Raw genomic sequence first — 19,070 nt, 5'->3', positions numbered from 1 at the left:
GCGCCGCAGGTCATCCCTGCGGCGCTTTTCTTTGTTCTGTCCAAGATCCGGCCAAGGCGCATATGAGTCGCACCGGGCCGGATCCTGCATCAGTTGTTGGCCATTCCTTCAACCAACAGCGCTGCTGCGGTCACCGCATCTACAACCCCGGTAACGGGCAACCCACGCGCCTGCTGATAGGCACGCAAGGCGTCATAGGTCTGGGCGGTAAAGGTGCCATCCGCAGCCCCGGGATTGAACCCTAGATTGTCCAGCGCCCGTTCCACCGCAACCCGCTGGCCCAGATTCAAGGGAATGCCGCCAGAAGGCGGCGGGGCCAGCGCATCAATCCGCTGCTGTGCTTCGGTCGCATGACGACCATTGGGAAAACGGTTGAGGTACTGGCGATAGGCCTGCACGGTGTTCGCAGCCTCGGCCTGTTGCCATGCCTGATTATCGGCGCGAATCGCATCGATCCGGTTGCTCGCATCAGATGCATGACGCCCGTTCGGATATTGGTTCAGATAGGCGCGATAGGCCGGGATCGTGTCTGCCGCCTCGGCCTGCTGCCACGCCTGATTATCCGCTCGAATGGCATTGATCCGCTGCTGTGCCTGCACCGCATGGGCCCCGTTCGGATAGTCGTTCAGATACTGGCGATAGGCCGGGATTGTGTCGCGGGCCTGTGCTTGCTGCCACGCGGCGGGTTCGCCCGCAGCCTGCTGCAACTGCGCCAGACGTTGCTGCGCCTGTTGCGCGTGCAGGCCGTTGGGATAGTCGTTCAGATAGGCACGATAGCCCGCGATCGTATCGCGCGCCTGCGCCAGCTGCCACGCCTGCCCTTCCTGCTGCGCAAGAATGGTGTTCAGGCGTTGGCGTGCGAGCTGAGAGAACTCACCATTTGGATAGCGCCCCAGATAGGCGCGCAGCCCGGCTTCATCCTGTCCACGCCCGGTCTGGTTCCAAAAGGCGATATCGGCCTGACGGGCCTGTTCCGCCTCGATCGCATCCAGCCGTTGACGGGCAAGCTGCGCGAACTGACCGTTGGGATAACGACCCAGATAGGCCCGAAGACCCGCCTCGTCACTGCCCTGGCCGGTCTGGTTCCAATAGGCCAGATCCTGCGCGCGGATCTCTTCGCGCCGGACATCGCCCTGATCGCTGAGCCGGGTAATCTGAGCCGCATCGAGATAGCCGGTGACCTGCAACCCGTTTGCTTGCTGCCACTGTCGTATGCCACCACGCGTACCGGGGCCGAACAGACCGTCAATACCGCTGTTGTAATAGCCCAGGACCGCCAGATCGCGCTGAATGTTGCGCTTGTCTTCGCGCGACAGACCAAGGGCATTCTCAGCCTCTTCCGGAGTCAGCTGCGGCGCAGGCGGTTCCAGTGCGGCAATGCGAGCCTGTGCCTGTGCGGCGTAGTAACCGGCGGGGTAGCGGTTCAGATAGGCGCGATAGGCAAAGACATTGTCCAGCGTCGACATCGCGTCCCAATAGGCTTGCTCATCGGCGGGCACGACAGGGGTCACAACGGGGGCCGGAATGAACGGCACAAAGGGATCGTCCAGCGCCACGACGGTCATGCCGGGGGCAGCGGCAAAAGCATCGCGAAGGGGGCGGCCCGGCGTCAACAGATCGCTGCGCAGGAACCGCGCGACCGACGCGGGATGCCCGGTGGCAAGCGTCACGCCCTCTGGCACCGCCAGCGGGCCGAGCCCGTCTTGCAGTCCGGCCCCAAGGGCAATGCCCTGATTTTCAGGGGCCAGCAGGATGACCGACCGTGCCGATGACGCCGCCGCAATATCCATCAAAAGCTGTACGGGTATGCCCGCGCCAGACACGCTGCCCAGATCCTGCTGACCAGCATCGCGGCCCAGGAACCAGCTAAGCCCGCCATGGCTGACGAAGCGGCCAGACAGAGCGATAACCAGCGTGTCCTGTTCATCGGCGGTGACCAGCCGTGTGACCAGTTGGCGTAAGGTAGCTGCATCTGCATCAAGGGCGGAAATCAGCTCAAACCCGGCCTGATCCAGCTGGGTCAGGGCCGTTCCAAGATAGCGAGGGGCACCGTAACTCGTGGTTGAGGCCGCATCGACGGTTCCCACGACAAGGGCCGTATCGGCCCCCGCCGGCATGGCGACACCCATCAACAACAGGGCTTTTACAAATGATTTCATGGCTCAAACCTCCTTCAAATGAGGCGGACGAGATCATTCGTAGCTGCGCCGATCCTCGATGACTTTTCCATCATTCGGCAAGCTGCCAGCGGGAACGAGCTCGATTCGCCCCCTTAACTTTAGCGTATCCAGGACAGTTTGTTCATAAACGCTTCCGTCAGTGCCTGCCGTTTCCAGTTGCACCAGCATCACGTCCATCTCGCCTTCACGCTCGGCAATGACACGGGCGCGGCCCACATCGCTGTGACGTGCGACCAGATCGGCCACCTGTTCGGGGCGCACGAACATCCCCTTGATCTTGGTGGTCTGGTCGGCGCGGCCCATCCAGCCCTTGATCCGCATATTGGTCCGGCCGCAGGGGCTTTCCCCCGCCATTACGGCAGACAGATCACCGGTTGCGAAGCGGATCAGCGGGTAATCGGGATTAAGCGTCGTCACCACGACTTCGCCGACCTCGCCAGGCGCAACGGGGTCGCCCGTGCCGGGGCGGACGATTTCCACGATCACGCCCTCATCGACGATCATGCCCTCCTGCGCCGCGCTTTCATGGGCGATATTGCCCAGATCGGCAGTGGCATAGTTCTGCAGGCACAGAATGCCGCGATCGGCATACTCCTGGCGCAGGCTCGGGAACAGTGCCCCTCCGCCAACGGCCGCCTTGGTGATCTTCAGGCTCAGGCCCATCTGGTCGGCCTTGTCGAGGATCACCTTCAGGAAATCGGGCGTGCCTGCATAAGCAGTGGTGCCGATGTCATGGGCGGCGCGGACCTGCAATTCGGTCTGGCCGGTGCCCGCAGGCACCACGGTGGCCCCTACGGCGCGCGCGCCGCTTTCGAAGATCATGCCAGCAGGCGTCAGGTGGTAGCCAAAGCAATTCTGAACAATATCGTCCGACCCGATGCCAACGGCGGTCAGGAACCGCCCGATGCGCCACCAGTCATGGCTGATCCCGCCCGGTTCATAGATCGGGCCGGGACTTTGGAAGATATGCGCCACGTTCTGTACGGCGATTTGGCCAAAGGGCGGGTTTTGCTGTTGCCAGCCCGACAGGGTCGACTTGCGTAGGACCGGCAGCTTGCTCAGCTCTGACAGGTCGGATAGCGGCGCGGCGTCCACCATGCCTGCCCCCGACGCCGCCACGCGGGCAATCTGCGCGTTCACCGCTGCCAGTTGCTCGCTGGCGCGTTGATCGGCGCTTCGGGTTTCCAAGGTATCGAAATACGTACTCACGGCACCGTCCCTCATTACGCCAGCCACCGCTTGCGGCGGCGGTAGGACCGCACATCACGAAAGCTCTTGCGGCCTTCATCGGACATGCCGAGATAGAATTCCTTCACATCCGGGTTCTCGCGAAGCTCTTTCGCGGGGCCGTCCATCACCACGCGACCCGATTCCAGGATGTAGCCGTAATGGGCAAAGCGCAGCGCCACGTTGGTGTTCTGCTCCGCCAGAAGGAAAGTATAGCCTTCCTCCTCGTTCAGCGTTTTCACGATGCCGAAGATTTGTTCCACCAACTGCGGCGCCAGACCCATCGAAGGCTCATCCAGCAGGATGGTTTCCGGTCGACTCATCAGCGCGCGGCCAATGGCCGTCATCTGCTGTTCGCCGCCCGACGTATAGCCGGACTGGCTTTTGCGGCGCTCTTTCAGTCGGGGGAAATAGGTGTAAACCATTTCGAGGTCGGCAGCGACTGCACCCTTCCCGTCCTTGCGCGTATAAGCGCCGGTCATCAGGTTTTCCTCGACGGTCAGGTGTTCGAAACAGTGGCGGCCTTCCATCACCTGGATCACACCGCGATCCACCAGATCGGAAGGCGACAGATCCTGCACGCGCTCACCGCGGTAGCTGATGCTGCCCTTGGTCACCTCGCCGCGTTCGGAATGCAGCAGGTTGGAAATGGCTTTCAGCGTCGTGGTTTTGCCCGCACCGTTACCGCCAAGCAGCGCCGTGATGCCTCCCTTGGGCACCTTCAGGCTCACGCCCTTGAGCACGAGGATCACGTGGTTGTAGATCACCTCGATATTGTTGACCTCCAGCAGCGTTTCCGCGCCTTGGTCTTCGGGGGCGAACCCGTCTCCGTGCACTTCGTGAACCTGATCCAGCATGTTCTTCAACCTTTGATCTCAAGGTCCGGCGGCAGCGTCAGGCCGCCGCCGGAGATGTCATGTGGCTCGACAGCCGATTACATGCCGCAATCGCGCGGCTCGATGCCGTTCTCGGCGGCGAAGGCGGCCGAGTCTTCCTCGATCAGCGGCTGCGTGACAGAGTCGTCAGGCGCGATGAAGTCGGTGACAGTCACCCACTGCTGGTCGGCGGCGTTCCACTGCTGGATACGGCCCATGCCGGGACCACCATGGTTGGCGCAGGACACTTCGAACGCCGGGCCAACACCGGGCATACCCAGTTCAACCATGCGCTCTTCGGTGATGTTCAGCGCTTCCATGCCGTCACGCATCATCGCCGGGGTGATATCGGCCACACCGTGCATTTCCTGCGCCGTTGCAGCAGCTTCGGCGGCCAGCATCGCGGCATACATGCCACGGATGTAGAGAACCGAACCCAGGTTCGAGCCGTCACCGGCAGCCAGCCCGGCGTCGATCACATGCTCTTGGATTTCATCCAGAACCGGCAGGTCGCCCACACCGTTCATGTTCAGCGACAGATAACCGTCAGCGGCTTCGCCAGCAGGCGTCACGTCATGTTCCGCACCGGCCCACCAGTTGCCGATGAAGTGGTCCATCGGGAAACGGATGTTGGCAGCTTCCTGAACCGCAACCTGGTTCATGACGCCCCAGCCCCACATCACAACATAGTCCGGACGCTCGCGGCGGATGGTCAGCCACTGGTTGCCCTGTTCCTGACCAGGGTGATCGACGGCCAGCTGCACCAGCTCGAAACCAAGCTGTTCAGACAGCACTTCCAGGGTGCGGATCGGCTCACGGCCATAGGCCGAGTTGTGGTAGAGCAGCGCGATCTTCTGACCTTCAAGCGAGCCTTCGTTCTGGCTCAGCAGGTAGTTCACGATCACCGATGCCGAATCCCAGTAGTTGCCCGGGTAGTTGAACACCCACTCGAACACTTCGCCGTTGGCGGCAGAGGTCCGGCCATAGCCCATCGAGTGCAGCGGGATGCCGTCCGCGGTCACACGGGGGATCAGCTGATAGGTGATACCAGTGGACAGCGGCTGATAGACCAGCGCGCCTTCGCCACGGGTTGCCTCGTAGCATTCCACGCCACGCTCAGTGTTGTAGGCGGTTTCGCATTCGATGACGTTGGTCATCACGCCACCAATGCCGCCATCACGCTGGTTGAGCAGCGTGAAATAGTCGGCATAGCCGTCGGCGAACGGAATGCCGCCTGCCGCGTAGGGGCCAGTCCGGTAGGACAGCGAGGGGAATACGAGATCCGCCATCGCGGGCCCTGCGGCCATAAGGCCAGCCAGTGCCATTGTTGCCAGTTTCTTCATCGGTAAGGTCCTCCCTTGGTTTTGTCCGATGTTCTTTTGTCGCCGGGATCTTCCTCCTGATCCCGGCCAGTGTTGGCTGGCCCCGCCTTAGTGCGGGAACGGCCAGAGTCTCAGTTTCTCTTTCGCCAGGCGCGAAAGCTGCGCCAGCCCGTGCGGCTCCACGATCAGGAAGATCACGATCAGGGCCCCCACGATAATCAGCTGGATATGCGCCACGATATCCGTGGGCCAACCCAGCATGTCCACTCCGATGATCTTCAGAAACACCGGCAGCAAAACCATGAAGGCCGCGCCCGCAAAGCTGCCGAAGATGCTGCCAAGGCCGCCGATGATGATCATGAACAGAACCAGGAACGATTTCTGAATGCCAAAGGCTTCGCCCACCTCGACCGCACCCAGGTAGACCGAGAACAGCAGCGCCCCAGAAACGCCCACGAAGAAGGACGAGATGGCAAAGGCGGTCAGCTTGGATTTCAGCGGGTTCACCCCGATGATCTCGGCTGCGATATCCATGTCGCGAATGGCCATCCACTGGCGGCCCACCGACCCGCGGGTCAGGTTGCGCGCAATCCAGGCCAGCACGATCACGAAGAACAGGCAGAACAGATACTTGACCCAGACCTCGGCATTGGGGCCTGTCACCGCCATGCCGAACATGCTGCGTTCAGGGGCGTTGATCTGGCCCGAAGCCGAATAGTTGTAGAACCACGGCACCCGGTTGAACAACCACACCAGGAAGAACTGCGCCGCCAGTGTCGCCACCGCAAGGTAGAACCCCTTGATGCGCAGCGATGGCAAGCCAAACAGCACGCCAACGATGGCCGTCACCAGCCCTGACAACAGGGTCACGCTGACCATGTCCATCCATGGGAATGCCGTCATCAGCTTGTAGGTGGCATAGGCCCCCACGGCCATGAACCCGCCGGTGCCAAGGCTGACCTGCCCGCAATAGCCGGTCAGGATGTTCAGCCCAAGCGCCGCAATTGCATAGATCAGGAAGGGCAGCAGCAGAGAGTTGGCCCAGTAATCCGAGATTGTCATCGGAATGATCACGATGGCGACAAACAGCACAACGTAATAACGCCAGCGGTCGAACGCGATCGGGAAGGTCTGGTTATCGGCGGAGTAGCTGGTTTTGAAATCGCCGGCTTCACGGTAGAACATGGATCAAACCTCCGACCGGTTTTGCATGGGATGATGGGGCAACTGCTGTCCCTTCGAAAGTTTCAGATAAGCCCAGACACCTGCCAGCATCCCCGCCGCAGCGAGAAGAAGGGCAATCAGCGTCTGCTGGCTGTCAGGCTGTTCCGCGGTCAGGGCAAGGTACCCGAAGGCCCAGAACCCTGACCACGAAATCACGTTGATGATGGCAATCAGCTTGCGCATCGGGTCAGACCCTCTCGATGATCTTCTCGCCGAACAGGCCCTGCGGCCGGAAGACGAGGAAGACGAGCGCCAGCACATAGGCGAACCAGTTTTCGGTCGCGCCGCCGATCATCGGGCCAATGGCGAATTCGAACAGGGCTTCGCCCACACCGATGATCAGCCCGCCCACGATGGCGCCGGGGATCGAGGTGAAGCCGCCCAGCATCAGAACCGGCAGCGCCTTCAGCGCAATCAGCGACAAGCTGAACTGAACGCCCGATTTGCTGCCCCACATGATGCCGGCGACCAGCGCCACGAAGCCCGCCAGCGACCACACCAGGATCCACACGAAGTTGAGCGAGATGCCAACCGACAGCGCCGCCTGGTGGTCATCGGCCACGGCGCGCATGGCGCGGCCCTGCTTGGTGTATTGCGCAAAGGCCACCAGACCGGCCACCAGCACGGCAGCCACGATGGACGCCACGATATCGAGATTGTCGATGAAGAATCCGTAGCCGAACCAGTTGTAGGTGGTTTCGTCGATGGCAAGGTTGATGCCCTGCGGCAGACCCACATCCAGCGTGCGGATCTCGGACCCCCACATCAGGTCGGCCACACCTTCAAGGAAATAGGCGAGGCCGATGGTGGCCATGAACAGGATGATCGGCTCCTGCCCGACAAGGTGCTTGAAGACCACTTTCTGCACGGCCCAGGCAAAGAAGATCATCACCGCAACAGTCAGAAGGATGGACATCACGATCCAAGGTGCTTGCTGAATCAGTTCGTCGCTGTGCCAGCTAAAGTAATGCAACTCGGTCCCGAAGATCGCGTTGATCAGGTGGCTGAAGGGCACCCGGCCCTCCTGGATGCCGACCAGCGTCATCGCGGCAAAGAGCGCCATCACGCCCTGCGCGTAGTTGAAGATGCCGGAGGCCTTGTAGATCAGCACGAAGCCCAGCGCGACGAGGGCATACATCACCCCGGTCATGAGGCCGTTGAGCGAGACCTCCATGGCAAAGACTAGTTGTTCAGGCATGGTGGCCTCCGCTCGTCATGGGCGCATTTTGTCTGCACGGGTGGTGTCCGGGGGGTGTACAGGGGGTGTGCGGTTGGCACCCCCCCATCTTCGGGGCGAAATCAGTCATGGCTGACCCCCAGATAGGCGTCGATAACTTCCTGGTTGGACCGCACTTCGTCGGGTGTGCCGTCACCGATCTTCTTGCCGTAATCCATCACGACGACGCGGTCGGACAGGTCCATGACCACGCCCATGTCGTGCTCGATCAGCGCGATTGTGGTGCCGTATTCATCATTCACGTCGAGGATGAAGCGGCTCATGTCCTCTTTCTCTTCGACGTTCATGCCCGCCATAGGTTCGTCGAGCAGCAGGAGCTTGGGCTCCGCGACCAGCGCGCGCGCCAGTTCCACCCGCTTTTTCAGACCGTAAGGCAGGCGGCCCACGGGCGTCTTGCGGATCGACTGAATTTCAAGGAAGTCAATGATTTCCTCGGCTTTTTCGCGGTTTGCTACCTCTTCCCGCTCGGCCTTGCCCCACCAGATCGCCTGATCAAGAAAGCTTGCGGACATGTGGTTCAGGCGGCCGGTCATCACGTTGTCCAGAACCGTCATCCCCTCGAAAAGGGCGATGTTTTGGAAGGTGCGGGCGATGCCCTGCCGGGCCACTTCGAAGGGCTTCATCGGGCCGCGCTTTTCACCGTGGAACCAGACCTCACCTTCCTGCGGCTTGTAGAAGCCCGAGATGACGTTCAGCATCGAGGACTTTCCGGCCCCGTTCGGGCCAATAATGGCGCGGATCTCGCCCTCGCGGATGTCGAAGGAAATGTCCTTGATCGCCACCACACCACCAAAGCGCAGCGTGATGTTTTTCATTTCCATCATAGTGTTACCGATGGTTCGACCATCGGAGGTCACATAGGGTTCGTAATGCATCATGGTCATTCTGCGGCCACCTGCGCCTGGCCCGCGGCCTCCACGACGGCGGCGTCGCGAATCTCCAGCGTGGCGGTGATCTTGCCCTTGCGACCATCTTCGTAGGTCACTTCGGTTTCGGTATATTGCTCGGACTTGCCGGAGTAGAGTGCGTCGATCAGATCGGCGAATTTCTCTTCGACGATGCGGCGGCGCACCTTGCGGGTCCGGGTCATCTCGCCGTCATCGGCGTCCAGTTCCTTATGGAGAACAAGAAAACGATGCACCTGGCAACCCGACAGCATCGGGTCTTGAGCGACGGATTTATTGACCTCTTCGACATGGGACTGGATCGTGTCCAGAACCTGCTTGTGCCCCGCCAGTTCCTGATAGGACGCATAGGCAATGTTGTTACGCTCAGCCCAGTTGCCGACGGCGGCCAGGTCGATGTTGATGAAGGCGGTGCACATGTCGCGCCCGTTCCCGAAGACCACGGCCTCAAGGATATTCGGGTAGAACTTGAGCTTGTTTTCCACGTATTTCGGCGCGAAGAGACGGCCATCGGCCATCTTGCCAACGTCCTTGGCGCGGTCGATGATCCGCAGGTGGCCAGAACCCTCCTCGATAAAGCCAGCGTCGCCCGTCGCGACCCAGCCTTCCGGGTCCTTGGTGTCGGCGGTGCTTTCTGGGTTCTTGTAGTATTCCACGAATGTGCCGGGGCTGCGGTAGTAGATCTCGCCGCTGTCGCCAATCTTGATTTCCACACCGGGGCTGGGAACGCCCACGGTATCGGCGCGCACTTCGCCATCAGGCTGCTGCGTGATGAACACCGTCGCTTCCGTCTGGCCATAAAGCTGTTTGAGGTTGATGCCGAGCGAGCGGTAGAATTCAAAGATCTCGGGCCCGATCGCCTCACCCGCCGTGTAGCCCACGCGCACGCGGGAAAATCCGAGCGTATTCTTCAGCGGGCCATAGATCAGCTTGTCACCGATCCAGTATTTCAGCTTGTCGCCAAAGCTGACCGGCTTGCCGTCCAGCAGAGCGGGACCGACTTTCTTGGCGTGGTCCATATACTTGTGGAACATCTTGCGCTTGAAAGTGCCCGCGTCTTCCATTCGGATCATAACGTTCGTAAGCGTCGTCTCGAACACGCGGGGCGGAGCGAAGAAATAGGTCGGCCCAATCTCTCGCAGGTCGGTCATCATCGTTTCCGGTGATTCCGGGCAATTGGTGCAGAAGCCGGTCCAGTAGGCCTGACCGATGGAAAAGATGAAGTCACCCACCCACGCCATCGGCAGATACGCAAGAATTTCATCAGAAGGCCGCAGGCTGTCGAACTCGGATGAAGCGCGCGCGGTTTCGATTACATTGCGGTTCGACAGCACAACGCCCTTGGACTTGCCGGTGGTGCCCGAGGTGTAGAGCATCACACAGGTGTCGTCGTATTTCAGCGACGCTTCACGTTCAGCCAGTTCCGCTTCGAACCGTTCATGCGCAGCGCGACCATCGGCCTGAATATCCGCCAGCGCGTGAAGCTTGGTGTGGTCATATTTCCGCAGACCGCGGGAATCCTGGTAGATGATGTGTTCGATCTGATGCACGGTTTCCTGCACCTCGATCACCTTATCGACCTGCTCCTGATCGCCGCAAACGACAAAGCGGGCGCCGGAATGGTCCAGCGCATAGGTCATCTCTTCGGCCACCGCGTCCTGATACATGGGCACCGGCACTGCCCCCACCTTCATCGCGGCAACCATCGACCAGTACATGGCCGGACGGTTGCGGCCCACGATGGCGACATGGTCGCCCTTCGCGACGCCAAGCGCGAGATACCCATAGGCAATTGCCTGGATTTCCTCGGCCGCTTCCGCCCAGGTCCAGGTCTGCCAAATCCCGAATTCCTTTTCCCGATAGGCGGGCTTGCTTCCGAATTGTGCAACGTTCCTAGCGAGCAACGCAGGAACGGATTCAGGCACGCCCGAAACCGCTTTGATCTGAGCCAAGTTTTGTCCTCCCTTCGCCGGTCATCCCGACGCCTACGCGGTTGTCAGGCAAATGCGAATCCGCCAGTCCACCGTGTTGCCGCAATGGTTGGTCGTCAATTTTTACCTGACTTTTGCCCAATTCTAACGAATTGTAACAAGCGGCTGGCGGGTCTTGGCGCGGGGGAACCTAGCGTGTAGCGGATGGGTGGAAGGAGCTTTAGCGATGGCAAGATCAGACGCCACTGCGCATATGACGCGCGCCGGGTTGAACCTTATTCAACAGGCTCTCACGATCTATGACCGCGACCTGAAACTCGCCGTATGCAACCGTCCCTTCCAGACCATGTTCGACCTGCCAGAAGCACTGGTCACCCCCGGTGCGACATTTCGCGATACAATCCGTTTTCTGGTAGAGCGCGGCGAATATGGCGAGGTGGACGACCCCGAAGCGTTTGTGACCGGCCGCGTGGAGCAAGCGCGCGCGTTCGAGCCACATTATATGGAACGCCGCAGATCCAATGGGCGGATGATCAGCGTCGAGGGAAGCCCGCTGCCAGAGGGCGGGTGGGTCACGGTCTATACCGACATTACCAGCATAAAGAGCCAGGAGTCCCTTCTGCGCGCGCGATCAGAAGAGTTGTCCGATCAGCTTCTGACCCATGCCGAGGAACTGGCCCGCACCAACCGCCAGCTCGCCGCCACCATCGCCCAGTTGGAAGAGGCCAAGCGCGGATTGGCCGAAATGGAGGCGCGCACCCGCCTGACCACGGAAATGACACCGGCCCATATCGGCCATGTGGATACCGATGGCGTCTACACCTTTACCAATCGCCGCCTGTCTTCGGTCTTGCCGGGACGATCGAATGAGATTGTGGGCCTGCCCTTTGACGAGGCGCTTGGGATCAAGACATCTCGTCGCCTGCGGCCGCATCTGGACCGGGCCATGCAGGGGGACTCGAGCGTCCTTGAATTCACCGATGAGGATTCAGGCCGCCGCATCCGCACCGCCTTTACCCCCGACCGGGTGGGAGAAAACGGGCCAATCAACGGCGTTTACCTGCTGTCCACCGACGTGACCGAGGAAACGCAGGCCCGCGCGGTCCTGATCCAGACCAACAAACGCGAACTGGCCGCACAGCTGACCAGTGGAATGGCGCATGACTTTTCCAATCTGCTGACCATCATTCTCGGATTGCAGAGCCGTCTGGCCAGAATGGACCTACCAGACGCGGCGCAGGAACTGACCAGCGCCACCACCGCTGCCGCCCGCCGCGGCGGAACTCTGCTGGACCGGATCGCGCGTATTTCCGGCCCGCGTGAACTGCATCCGGCCCCGGTCGATATGCGCCGCTTCTTCGAGACCTTCGAGGCTTTGGCCCGCGCCCCTTTGTCGGACAATATCCGCCTGTCCATCACCCAGAACGTGCCGGATCCGTTGCTGTTGCTGGATGAGGGATCTTTGCAGGACAGCTTGCTCAACCTTGTGCTCAACGCCCGCGATGCGATTGGCCCGGAGGGGGGCGAGATCCGTATTCGCGCCCAGAAGGTGCGAGATACCTGGCTGGACATCGTGGTAGAAGACACCGGGCCCGGCTTTTCGAAGGAGGCGCTGGAATTCGCACTCGACCCGTTCTTTACCACCAAGGGTCAGGCAGGATCCGGGCTTGGCCTGTCGATGGTCTTTGACTTCGCCAAGCTCTCTGGCGGCAATGTGCGGCTGGAAAATCACCGAGAGGGCGCGCGTGTCACGTATCGGCTGCCCTTCCGCGCTGTCCCCCTGTCAGAAGCGACACCAATGCTGATCCTGCTTGTCGAGGATATGCCCGACCTGCGCGTGTCCGTGCGCGAGATGCTGACCGACATGGGCCATCAGGTGATCGAGGCCGCCAGTTTTGCCGAAGCTGACACGCTGGCCGATTTGCCCGCCATCAATATGGTTCTGTCAGATATCAAGCTGTCGGGCCACACAACCGGGGTCGACCTGCTGGCCCGCCTTGCGCGGCGGCGACCTGACCTGAAGCTGGCCCTTATGACGTCGCTGCCCGACGCGCATCCGCTGCGGCAACGGGGTGCGGCGTGCTGGCCCGTTCTGTCGAAACCCTTCGACAGCGGTCAGCTTCACGCCATACTGGCGCAGGAGGATGAGGCATGAGCGAACCGCTGGTCACCATTCTGGATGACGAACCCCAAATCCGGCTGATGCTCTCGGAGGCATTGACCGAGGCCGGGTTCCGCACAGCAGCCTATTCACGCGCGACCGAGTTCGAGGCGGCTTTGCGCAAGACAACGCCGGATGTGTGCCTTGTCGATCTTGGATTGCCGGATCGCGATGGCTTGGCCGTTGTGCACCGGCTGGCGCTTGAATCGGGTGCGTCGATCATCATCATCTCGGGCCGTGCGCAGGTGCAGGACCGTGTGACCGGGCTGGAACTGGGGGCCGATGATTACATCATCAAACCCTTCGATCCCGCCGAGGTCGTGGCTCGTGTCCGCGCCCGCCTGCGCGACACGCGCAGCCGCCCGGCCCAGTCAGACATCGCCCGTTTCGAAGGATGGACAGCCTATTTCGATCGCTACGTGATGGAAGACGAAGCCGGTGAGGAGGTTAGCTTTTCCCATGCGGAGGGCGAGGTTCTGCGCCTCTTCCTTGACAGCCCCAAGCGCCTGATCAGCCGCCAGCAGATGCAAGAGGCTTTGGGCGGTGCAGCAGGTGAAAGCTTTGACAGGGCCATGGATGTCCGCATTTCCCGCTTGCGCACCAAGTTGAAGGAAGACCCAAAGAACCCACGCCTGATCAAGACGATCTATGGCGCGGGCTATATCTTCCTTGGCGATGTGAAGTGGGATTGAACGGCGCCCGTTAGCGGCTCTGCAATGCCTCAATCGCGCGCGTCAGATCTTCGATGACCTGTGTCTGCCGCTCCACCACCGCTCTTAGCTGTGCGACCTCTGCCGCCAATCCGGCCAATTCCGGCGCGGGCATGGCATCGGGCACTTCATAGCTTACGGTCACTGTGGGGTCGGCGAAGCGGTTGATATTGCCGTCTTCCCGGAAATCGAGCCGGACAATCAGTTCTCCATCCTGAAGGAAGGGCGCAATAGCGGTGCGTGGCAGGTCAAAGCTAAGATCGAGGGCAGATGCAGAGCCGGTGGCACCGATGATATTCTGCTGCACGCTGGCCGCCAGACTGGCATTGACCCGCGCCTCATCTGCTTCAGAACCGTCGAACAGAAGCCCGAAATTCGCCCCCTCGATCAGAAGACGAAACCTTTCATTCGGGTTGTTCGCACCGGGATCGGCAAAGAGATCCGCATCCGGCGATGTCAGCCGGATCGTCACGTCGCCTTGTGCATCAGGATTCAGGCCGGTCAGAACGAAGTCATAAACTCCGCGCACCCCGGTATTCCCCGCGATGGTCGCGCAGTCGTCATAGTCCCCCGCGCCATCCACATCGGTGGCGCAAAGGTCACCGGAAAAGGTGGAGGTTTGCGAAAATATGTCGGCCTGCGCTGCTTGCGTCATGCTGAGAGCACCGATGAAAGCGGCGATCAGGGGGGTAGGCTTCATGATTTGTCCTTTGGTTAATAACCGGCGTAGAAATGCCGTATGGCATCCATAAATCAAGGGATAATCAGCGTGCTCAAAGGAACAGCCAAAGACAAGGCGGTTCTGCTAGGCCACGAAATCCCCGCGCCTTGCCCTGAAATAGGGGACCAGCATGTCCCGGAACGCGCGGGGCTTGGCCGCCCGCCATACATCCTTGTGCCCGACAAGCCAAATATCGGCATAAGGCTGCGGCGGCAGGAGGGGAACCTGCACCAGACCCGGCTCTCTGCGTCCGATGAACATGGGCAACCGTGCGACGCCAAGCCCCTCTCGTGCGGCACCGATCACTGGCACCACATCATCGAACTTCATGCGGATATAGGCATTGGGGTAGGCTTCCAGTGACACCTTTGGTGGCGTTGTCATGGACACGAAACTGACCCATGGAATCTGCATCTGGGGGGCTTCTGCAATCTGTGCGGCCAGATCGGGTGAGGCGAAGCTGGCGGTCTGCTGTTCCGCAAGCCGCAACCCCATCAGGTCATCACCTGGATCGCGGCTGATGCGGATCGCGAGGTCGGCCTCGCGTCGGGTCAGGTCCAGCAGTTCATTCGTGGCGCGGACGACCAGTTCCACCTCGGGATGCGCTTGTGAAAACTGCGCCATGATCGGGGCGAGATAGGGACCGATCAGCAATTGCGGGGCGGTGATCACCAACTGACCAGCAAGTGTTTCATCGCGCGCTGCAACCTCTCGGGTCAGGTCAAACTCGGCCAGTTCCATCCGTTCGGCATTGCGCGCCACGGCCAACGCTGCCTCGGTCGGAACATAGCCATCGGCCAGCCTATCAAACAGCACTGTGCCAAGTGCCTCCTCAGCCCGGCTGATCCGCCGCGCCACAGTGGTGTAGTTCAGGCCAAGCGCCGTCCCCGCCCCGGCAAGGGTGCGATGCCGGACAAGGGCCAGCACGGTGCGCAGATCGTCCCAATTCACCATACATGCGTATTCGCATATTGTGTAGGATAAATCACGCGTTTTCGCTTGGTTAGGGACAGTCCATCTTGTGTCCATCAACGCAACACAGGAAAGCGAACATGATTCACGCGATTGCCAAAATGACTGTCACAGATCCCGAGATGCTGGCCGCCTACCGCGCTCAGGCCGCCGATGCCTTGTCCCGCCACGGCGGCGCAGTTGTCACGGCCTCACCAAACCCGACGCTTTTGGAGGGCGACGGCCCTGCACCGAACATGATGGCGCTGCTGTCATTCCCGGATCGGGATGCGGCGCTTGGCTGGATCAACGACCCCGATCTTGCACCGATCCACGCAAAGCGGAATGCTGCGGGAGACTCGGAAATTCTGCTGATTGGGTGATAGGGATCGGCCCCGGCGCGAAGCGTTCAGCCCGGGGCGAGATCCCCCGCCGCGCGGGCCAGAACCTTGAGGCCGGTCACAAGATCGGCCTCGTCGGTATCTTCCGCGAAATCATGGCTGATTCCGCCGATGGACGGAACGAACAGCATCCCGACAGGCATCATCCGCGACAGGTTGGAGGCATCGTGCAAGGCGCCAGAAGGCATAGACCGCCACTTTCCAGGTGCGATCTGACCGGCTGCCCTCGACAGCGCCTCTTGCATTCGGGCATCCATCGGCACCGGTACCAGATCGTTGCGCAGACGATCAGCAGTGATGTTCAGCCCTGTGCCGTTCTCAACCTCCAGCAGCACGGAATCGATCACCCGTTCCATCCTGTCCAGCCGTTCGACATCGCCATCACGCCATTGAATTGTGAACACCGCCTTGCCCGGAACAATGGACGACGCATTCGGTGACAACCGCATATGCCCGATGGTCCAGACGGTCTGAGGCGTCACCAAGTTGCGGAACCGGTCATTCAGCAGCGTTGCGATCCGCACCGCGCCCTGAAACGCATCCCTTCGTATCGCCATGGGCGTTGTGCCCGCGTGGTTTTGCTTGCCTCTGACAGTGACCTGCAATTGCCTGAGGCCAACAATCGAAGTCACAACCCCAACCGCTTCACCAACCTGATCCAGAACGGGGCCCTGTTCGATATGGCATTCCAGGAATCCTGTGAACCGTTCCGGGTCCACGAAATCGGGCCTTGCCATATGGGCAACCGTGGCGCGGGCCTCGGCAAAGCTTTGACCATCGGTAGCTCGGAACGTGTCTGCCTCGGCCAAGGTGGTGCTGCCTGACCAGATATCGCTGCCGGTCAGAGCTCCGTAACGGCCTTCCTCATCCTGAAAGCTGACACAGGAAATGGCTGGTCCGCCGGCCTCACGCGCTGCGCGGGCTATCTCAAGCCCCATGATCACACCCAGCGCCCCATCGAGCCAGCCACCCTCGGGCTGAGAATCGGAATGCGATCCGATCAGCAGCGACGGGCCATCGACCAGTCCGAAGAGATTGCCGGCCGGATCCATATGAGGGGTTAGACCAGCTTCTTCCATACGGGCAGAAAGCCATGTTCGCGCGGCCACATCCGCCGGTGAAAACGCGGGCCGCACCACACCCGTTCCCTCTGCGCCAAAACTGCGGAGATGGTGAAGGTCGGCCAGAAAGCGTGTGGAATCGATGTCAAATACCTGTGCCATATCCCATTCCTAGCCCGTTTTGTGCTATCGTCCAGTCATGGACCCTGTAACGCTTGCCTTTTACGCTGTGGTGTGTGGCCTTTTGGGCCTTGCCGGGCCGAACCTTGGTCGCCCGATGATCCGCCTTGGCATCGGGGCCGCCGTTGGCTTGATTGCTGCCGGAGCTCTTCCCACGATCCGCGCCAGTATCGGGCTCTGAGACGCTTCGCCCCTTTCCTCCCGCGCCGTGACGTCCTAAGCGGGGGTCAGACTGCGCGAGGAAAAACCTATGTCCTACATCACCCTCGTGCGCCACGGTCAGGCCAATACCGAAGCGCGCGATGAAGATAGCTATGACCGGCTAAGCGAGCTTGGCACTCAACAGGCACGGTGGTTGGGAGAGCATCTGGCGCGCACCGGAGAACATTTTCCGCGGCTGGTGTCAGGCACGTTACGGCGGCACCGCGAAACGGCCGCGGCCATCGGGCTTGCAGGCCATGCCGAACCGCAGATCGACGAGCGCTTCAACGAGATGGAGTTTTTCACACTGGCCACGCTCTACCGTGATCAGCACGGCGTGCCGATTCCCGAAGACCGAGAGGATTTCACCGACCATCTGCCGCGCCTGTTCTCCGCATGGCAGGCAGGAGAGATCGACAACACACCCGAAACCTTCGAAGCGTTCGAAACCCGCGTGCACGACGCTTTGGAAGACGTCGGTGCTGGCGATGGCCGGGTGATGGTCGTCACGTCCGGCGGGGTTATCGGCATGGCGATGCGAATCACGCTTGGGCTGGACATGATGGGCTATGCCCGTGCCTGCCTGGCGGTGGAGAATACCTCGCTCAGCCGCTGGCTGCCGCTGCGTGGCTCGCTGGCGTTGACGCAATTCAACGCCCTGCCGCATCTGGAACACCCGGAACGGCAGTTTGCCCGCACCCATCTTTGACCGGAGGAGCCGACATGACACATCTTTGGGTTCGCGCCGAACAGCGCCCGAACGAGGAACGCGCCGGAGTGACGGCAGAGGGCGTTCGCGCCCTGATCGCGGCAGGCATCCGGGTGACGGTCGAGGAAAGCTCGGTCCGTGCGGCCGGCTTGACAGGTTATGCCGAAGCCGGGGCCGAGATCGCGCCGGAAAACAGCTGGCCCGACGCGCCCTCTGACGCGATTATCTTTGGTCTCAAAGAACTGCCCGAGGACGGCACACCCCTTCCGCATCGCCACATCATGTTCGGTCACGCCTTCAAGGGGCAGTTTTCGGGCCGCGCGCTGCTGGATCGGTTCAAGGCAGGGGGCGGCACGCTATACGATCTGGAATACCTGGTGAATGAGGACGGCCGCCGCGTCGCCGCCTTCGGCTACTGGGCCGGGTTCGCGGGCGCAGCGGTTTCCCTGAAAGCTTGGATTGCGCAACAATCTGGCGACATCTGCCCACCCGTTGGGGCCTATCCCGGCAAGGATGCGCTATTGGCCGATCTGGCGGAGGGCATGGCCGGTCTGACCGCGCCCCGCGCCATGGTGATCGGCGCGCTTGGCCGTGTCGGCACCGGTGCGGCCGATCTGTGCGAGGCCATGGGGATGTGTGTCACCAAATGGGATATCGCAGAAACCGCCAGCGGCGGGCCGTTCCCCGAGATCCTCGACCATGACATCTTCTTCAACTGCATCCTCGCGCGCCCTGGTACGCCGGTCTTCGTCCCGCGCGAGGCGCTGGCGCAACCGCGCAACCTGACTGTCATCGGGGACGTCGCCTGCGACCCTGACAGCGACTACAACCCGGTTCCGGTCTATGATCGTGCAACAACGTGGGCTGCGCCCGTCCTGCGCGTTCACGACACGCCCCCGATGGACGTGATGGCCATCGACAACCTGCCCTCGATGCTGCCGGTGGAATCCTCTCAGGACTACGCGGCGCAGCTTCTGCCCTCTCTGCTGACGCTTACCGACATTGAAAGCGGGGTCTGGGCGCGGGCAAAAGCCGAATTTGACAAGCATGTGGGCTGAGCGCCCAGACAAGGAG

General features: G+C 61.2%; 18 protein-coding genes. 6 read left to right on the top strand and 12 right to left on the bottom strand.

Going from position 1 to position 19,070, the window contains the following annotated elements:
* Positions 1-89: 89 nt before the first annotated feature.
* The 9 genes from ACROHD_RS08835 to ACROHD_RS08795 form a co-directional block, all read right to left on the bottom strand.
* Entirely contained in the window at positions 90-2,159 is a 2,070-nt protein-coding gene (locus ACROHD_RS08835) for a peptidoglycan-binding protein (protein WP_432677280.1), read from the bottom strand.
* Between the two features lie 33 nt (positions 2,160-2,192).
* Complete coding sequence (locus ACROHD_RS08830; protein WP_432677279.1) at positions 2,193-3,389, bottom strand: phenylacetate--CoA ligase family protein; 1,197 nt, start codon at positions 3,387-3,389, stop codon at positions 2,193-2,195.
* Between the two features lie 14 nt (positions 3,390-3,403).
* The gene (locus ACROHD_RS08825) at positions 3,404-4,264 is read right to left on the bottom strand and encodes an ABC transporter ATP-binding protein (RefSeq protein ID WP_432677277.1); all 861 of its coding nucleotides are present in this window, start codon (positions 4,262-4,264) and stop codon (positions 3,404-3,406) included.
* A gap of 77 nt (positions 4,265-4,341) precedes the next feature.
* Entirely contained in the window at positions 4,342-5,625 is a 1,284-nt protein-coding gene (locus ACROHD_RS08820) for an ABC transporter substrate-binding protein (RefSeq protein ID WP_432677276.1), read from the bottom strand.
* A gap of 87 nt (positions 5,626-5,712) precedes the next feature.
* The gene (locus ACROHD_RS08815) at positions 5,713-6,789 is read right to left on the bottom strand and encodes a branched-chain amino acid ABC transporter permease (RefSeq protein ID WP_432677274.1); all 1,077 of its coding nucleotides are present in this window, start codon (positions 6,787-6,789) and stop codon (positions 5,713-5,715) included.
* A 3-nt stretch (positions 6,790-6,792) separates the two neighbouring features.
* Positions 6,793-7,011, bottom strand: coding sequence for a hypothetical protein (locus ACROHD_RS08810; protein WP_432677273.1), 219 nt, complete (start codon positions 7,009-7,011; stop codon positions 6,793-6,795).
* Positions 7,012-7,015: 4 nt separating this feature from the next.
* Positions 7,016-8,026 (bottom strand): branched-chain amino acid ABC transporter permease, encoded by a 1,011-nt coding sequence (locus ACROHD_RS08805; protein ID WP_432677271.1) that lies wholly within the window; start codon positions 8,024-8,026, stop codon positions 7,016-7,018.
* Positions 8,027-8,127: 101 nt separating this feature from the next.
* Positions 8,128-8,943: an ABC transporter ATP-binding protein gene (locus ACROHD_RS08800; RefSeq protein ID WP_432677333.1), complete on the bottom strand. Its 816-nt coding sequence runs from the start codon at positions 8,941-8,943 to the stop codon at positions 8,128-8,130.
* A 2-nt stretch (positions 8,944-8,945) separates the two neighbouring features.
* A complete protein-coding gene (locus tag ACROHD_RS08795; protein ID WP_432677269.1) occupies positions 8,946-10,922 on the bottom strand; it encodes an AMP-binding protein in 1,977 nt (658 codons plus the stop codon).
* 205 nt (positions 10,923-11,127) lie between these two features.
* On the opposite strand from ACROHD_RS08795, the gene ACROHD_RS08790 reads away from it, so the two are divergent.
* Together ACROHD_RS08790 and ACROHD_RS08785 are read left to right on the top strand one after the other, a co-directional pair.
* Positions 11,128-13,056, top strand: coding sequence for a hybrid sensor histidine kinase/response regulator (locus tag ACROHD_RS08790; RefSeq protein ID WP_432677267.1), 1,929 nt, complete (start codon positions 11,128-11,130; stop codon positions 13,054-13,056).
* Positions 13,053-13,754: a response regulator transcription factor gene (locus ACROHD_RS08785; protein ID WP_432677265.1), complete on the top strand. Its 702-nt coding sequence runs from the start codon at positions 13,053-13,055 to the stop codon at positions 13,752-13,754. Before ACROHD_RS08790 ends, ACROHD_RS08785 begins: the two co-directional genes overlap by 4 nt.
* 10 nt (positions 13,755-13,764) lie before the next feature.
* Here ACROHD_RS08785 and ACROHD_RS08780 read toward each other — a convergent pair whose 3' ends face one another.
* Both ACROHD_RS08780 and ACROHD_RS08775 read right to left on the bottom strand, forming a co-directional pair.
* Entirely contained in the window at positions 13,765-14,472 is a 708-nt protein-coding gene (locus ACROHD_RS08780) for a hypothetical protein (RefSeq protein ID WP_432677264.1), read from the bottom strand.
* Between the two features lie 105 nt (positions 14,473-14,577).
* Complete coding sequence (locus tag ACROHD_RS08775) at positions 14,578-15,447, bottom strand: LysR family transcriptional regulator (protein WP_432677262.1); 870 nt, start codon at positions 15,445-15,447, stop codon at positions 14,578-14,580.
* Positions 15,448-15,566: 119 nt separating this feature from the next.
* On the opposite strand from ACROHD_RS08775, the gene ACROHD_RS08770 reads away from it, so the two are divergent.
* Positions 15,567-15,827, top strand: coding sequence for a DUF1330 domain-containing protein (locus ACROHD_RS08770; RefSeq protein WP_432677261.1), 261 nt, complete (start codon positions 15,567-15,569; stop codon positions 15,825-15,827).
* 26 nt (positions 15,828-15,853) lie between these two features.
* Here ACROHD_RS08770 and ACROHD_RS08765 read toward each other — a convergent pair whose 3' ends face one another.
* Positions 15,854-17,068, bottom strand: coding sequence for a hydantoinase/carbamoylase family amidase (locus ACROHD_RS08765; protein WP_432677259.1), 1,215 nt, complete (start codon positions 17,066-17,068; stop codon positions 15,854-15,856).
* Positions 17,069-17,105: 37 nt separating this feature from the next.
* Here ACROHD_RS08765 and ACROHD_RS08760 point away from each other — a divergent pair, with 37 nt between their 5' ends.
* The 3 genes from ACROHD_RS08760 (at position 17,106) to ACROHD_RS08750 (ending at position 19,054) form a co-directional block, all read left to right on the top strand.
* Positions 17,106-17,267, top strand: coding sequence for a hypothetical protein (locus ACROHD_RS08760; RefSeq protein ID WP_432677257.1), 162 nt, complete (start codon positions 17,106-17,108; stop codon positions 17,265-17,267).
* 69 nt (positions 17,268-17,336) lie between these two features.
* A complete protein-coding gene (locus tag ACROHD_RS08755) occupies positions 17,337-17,996 on the top strand; it encodes a histidine phosphatase family protein (RefSeq protein ID WP_432677255.1) in 660 nt (219 codons plus the stop codon).
* A 14-nt stretch (positions 17,997-18,010) separates the two neighbouring features.
* Positions 18,011-19,054, top strand: coding sequence for a saccharopine dehydrogenase (locus ACROHD_RS08750; RefSeq protein WP_432677253.1), 1,044 nt, complete (start codon positions 18,011-18,013; stop codon positions 19,052-19,054).
* Positions 19,055-19,070 lie beyond the last annotated feature (16 nt).

Source organism: Nioella aestuarii (assembly GCF_050896395.1).
In the GTDB taxonomy this organism is placed as follows: Bacteria; Pseudomonadota; Alphaproteobacteria; order Rhodobacterales; family Rhodobacteraceae; genus Nioella; species Nioella aestuarii.
Note: the sequence above shows the minus strand (reverse complement) of the source record. Positions and strands in the feature narration are given on the sequence as shown.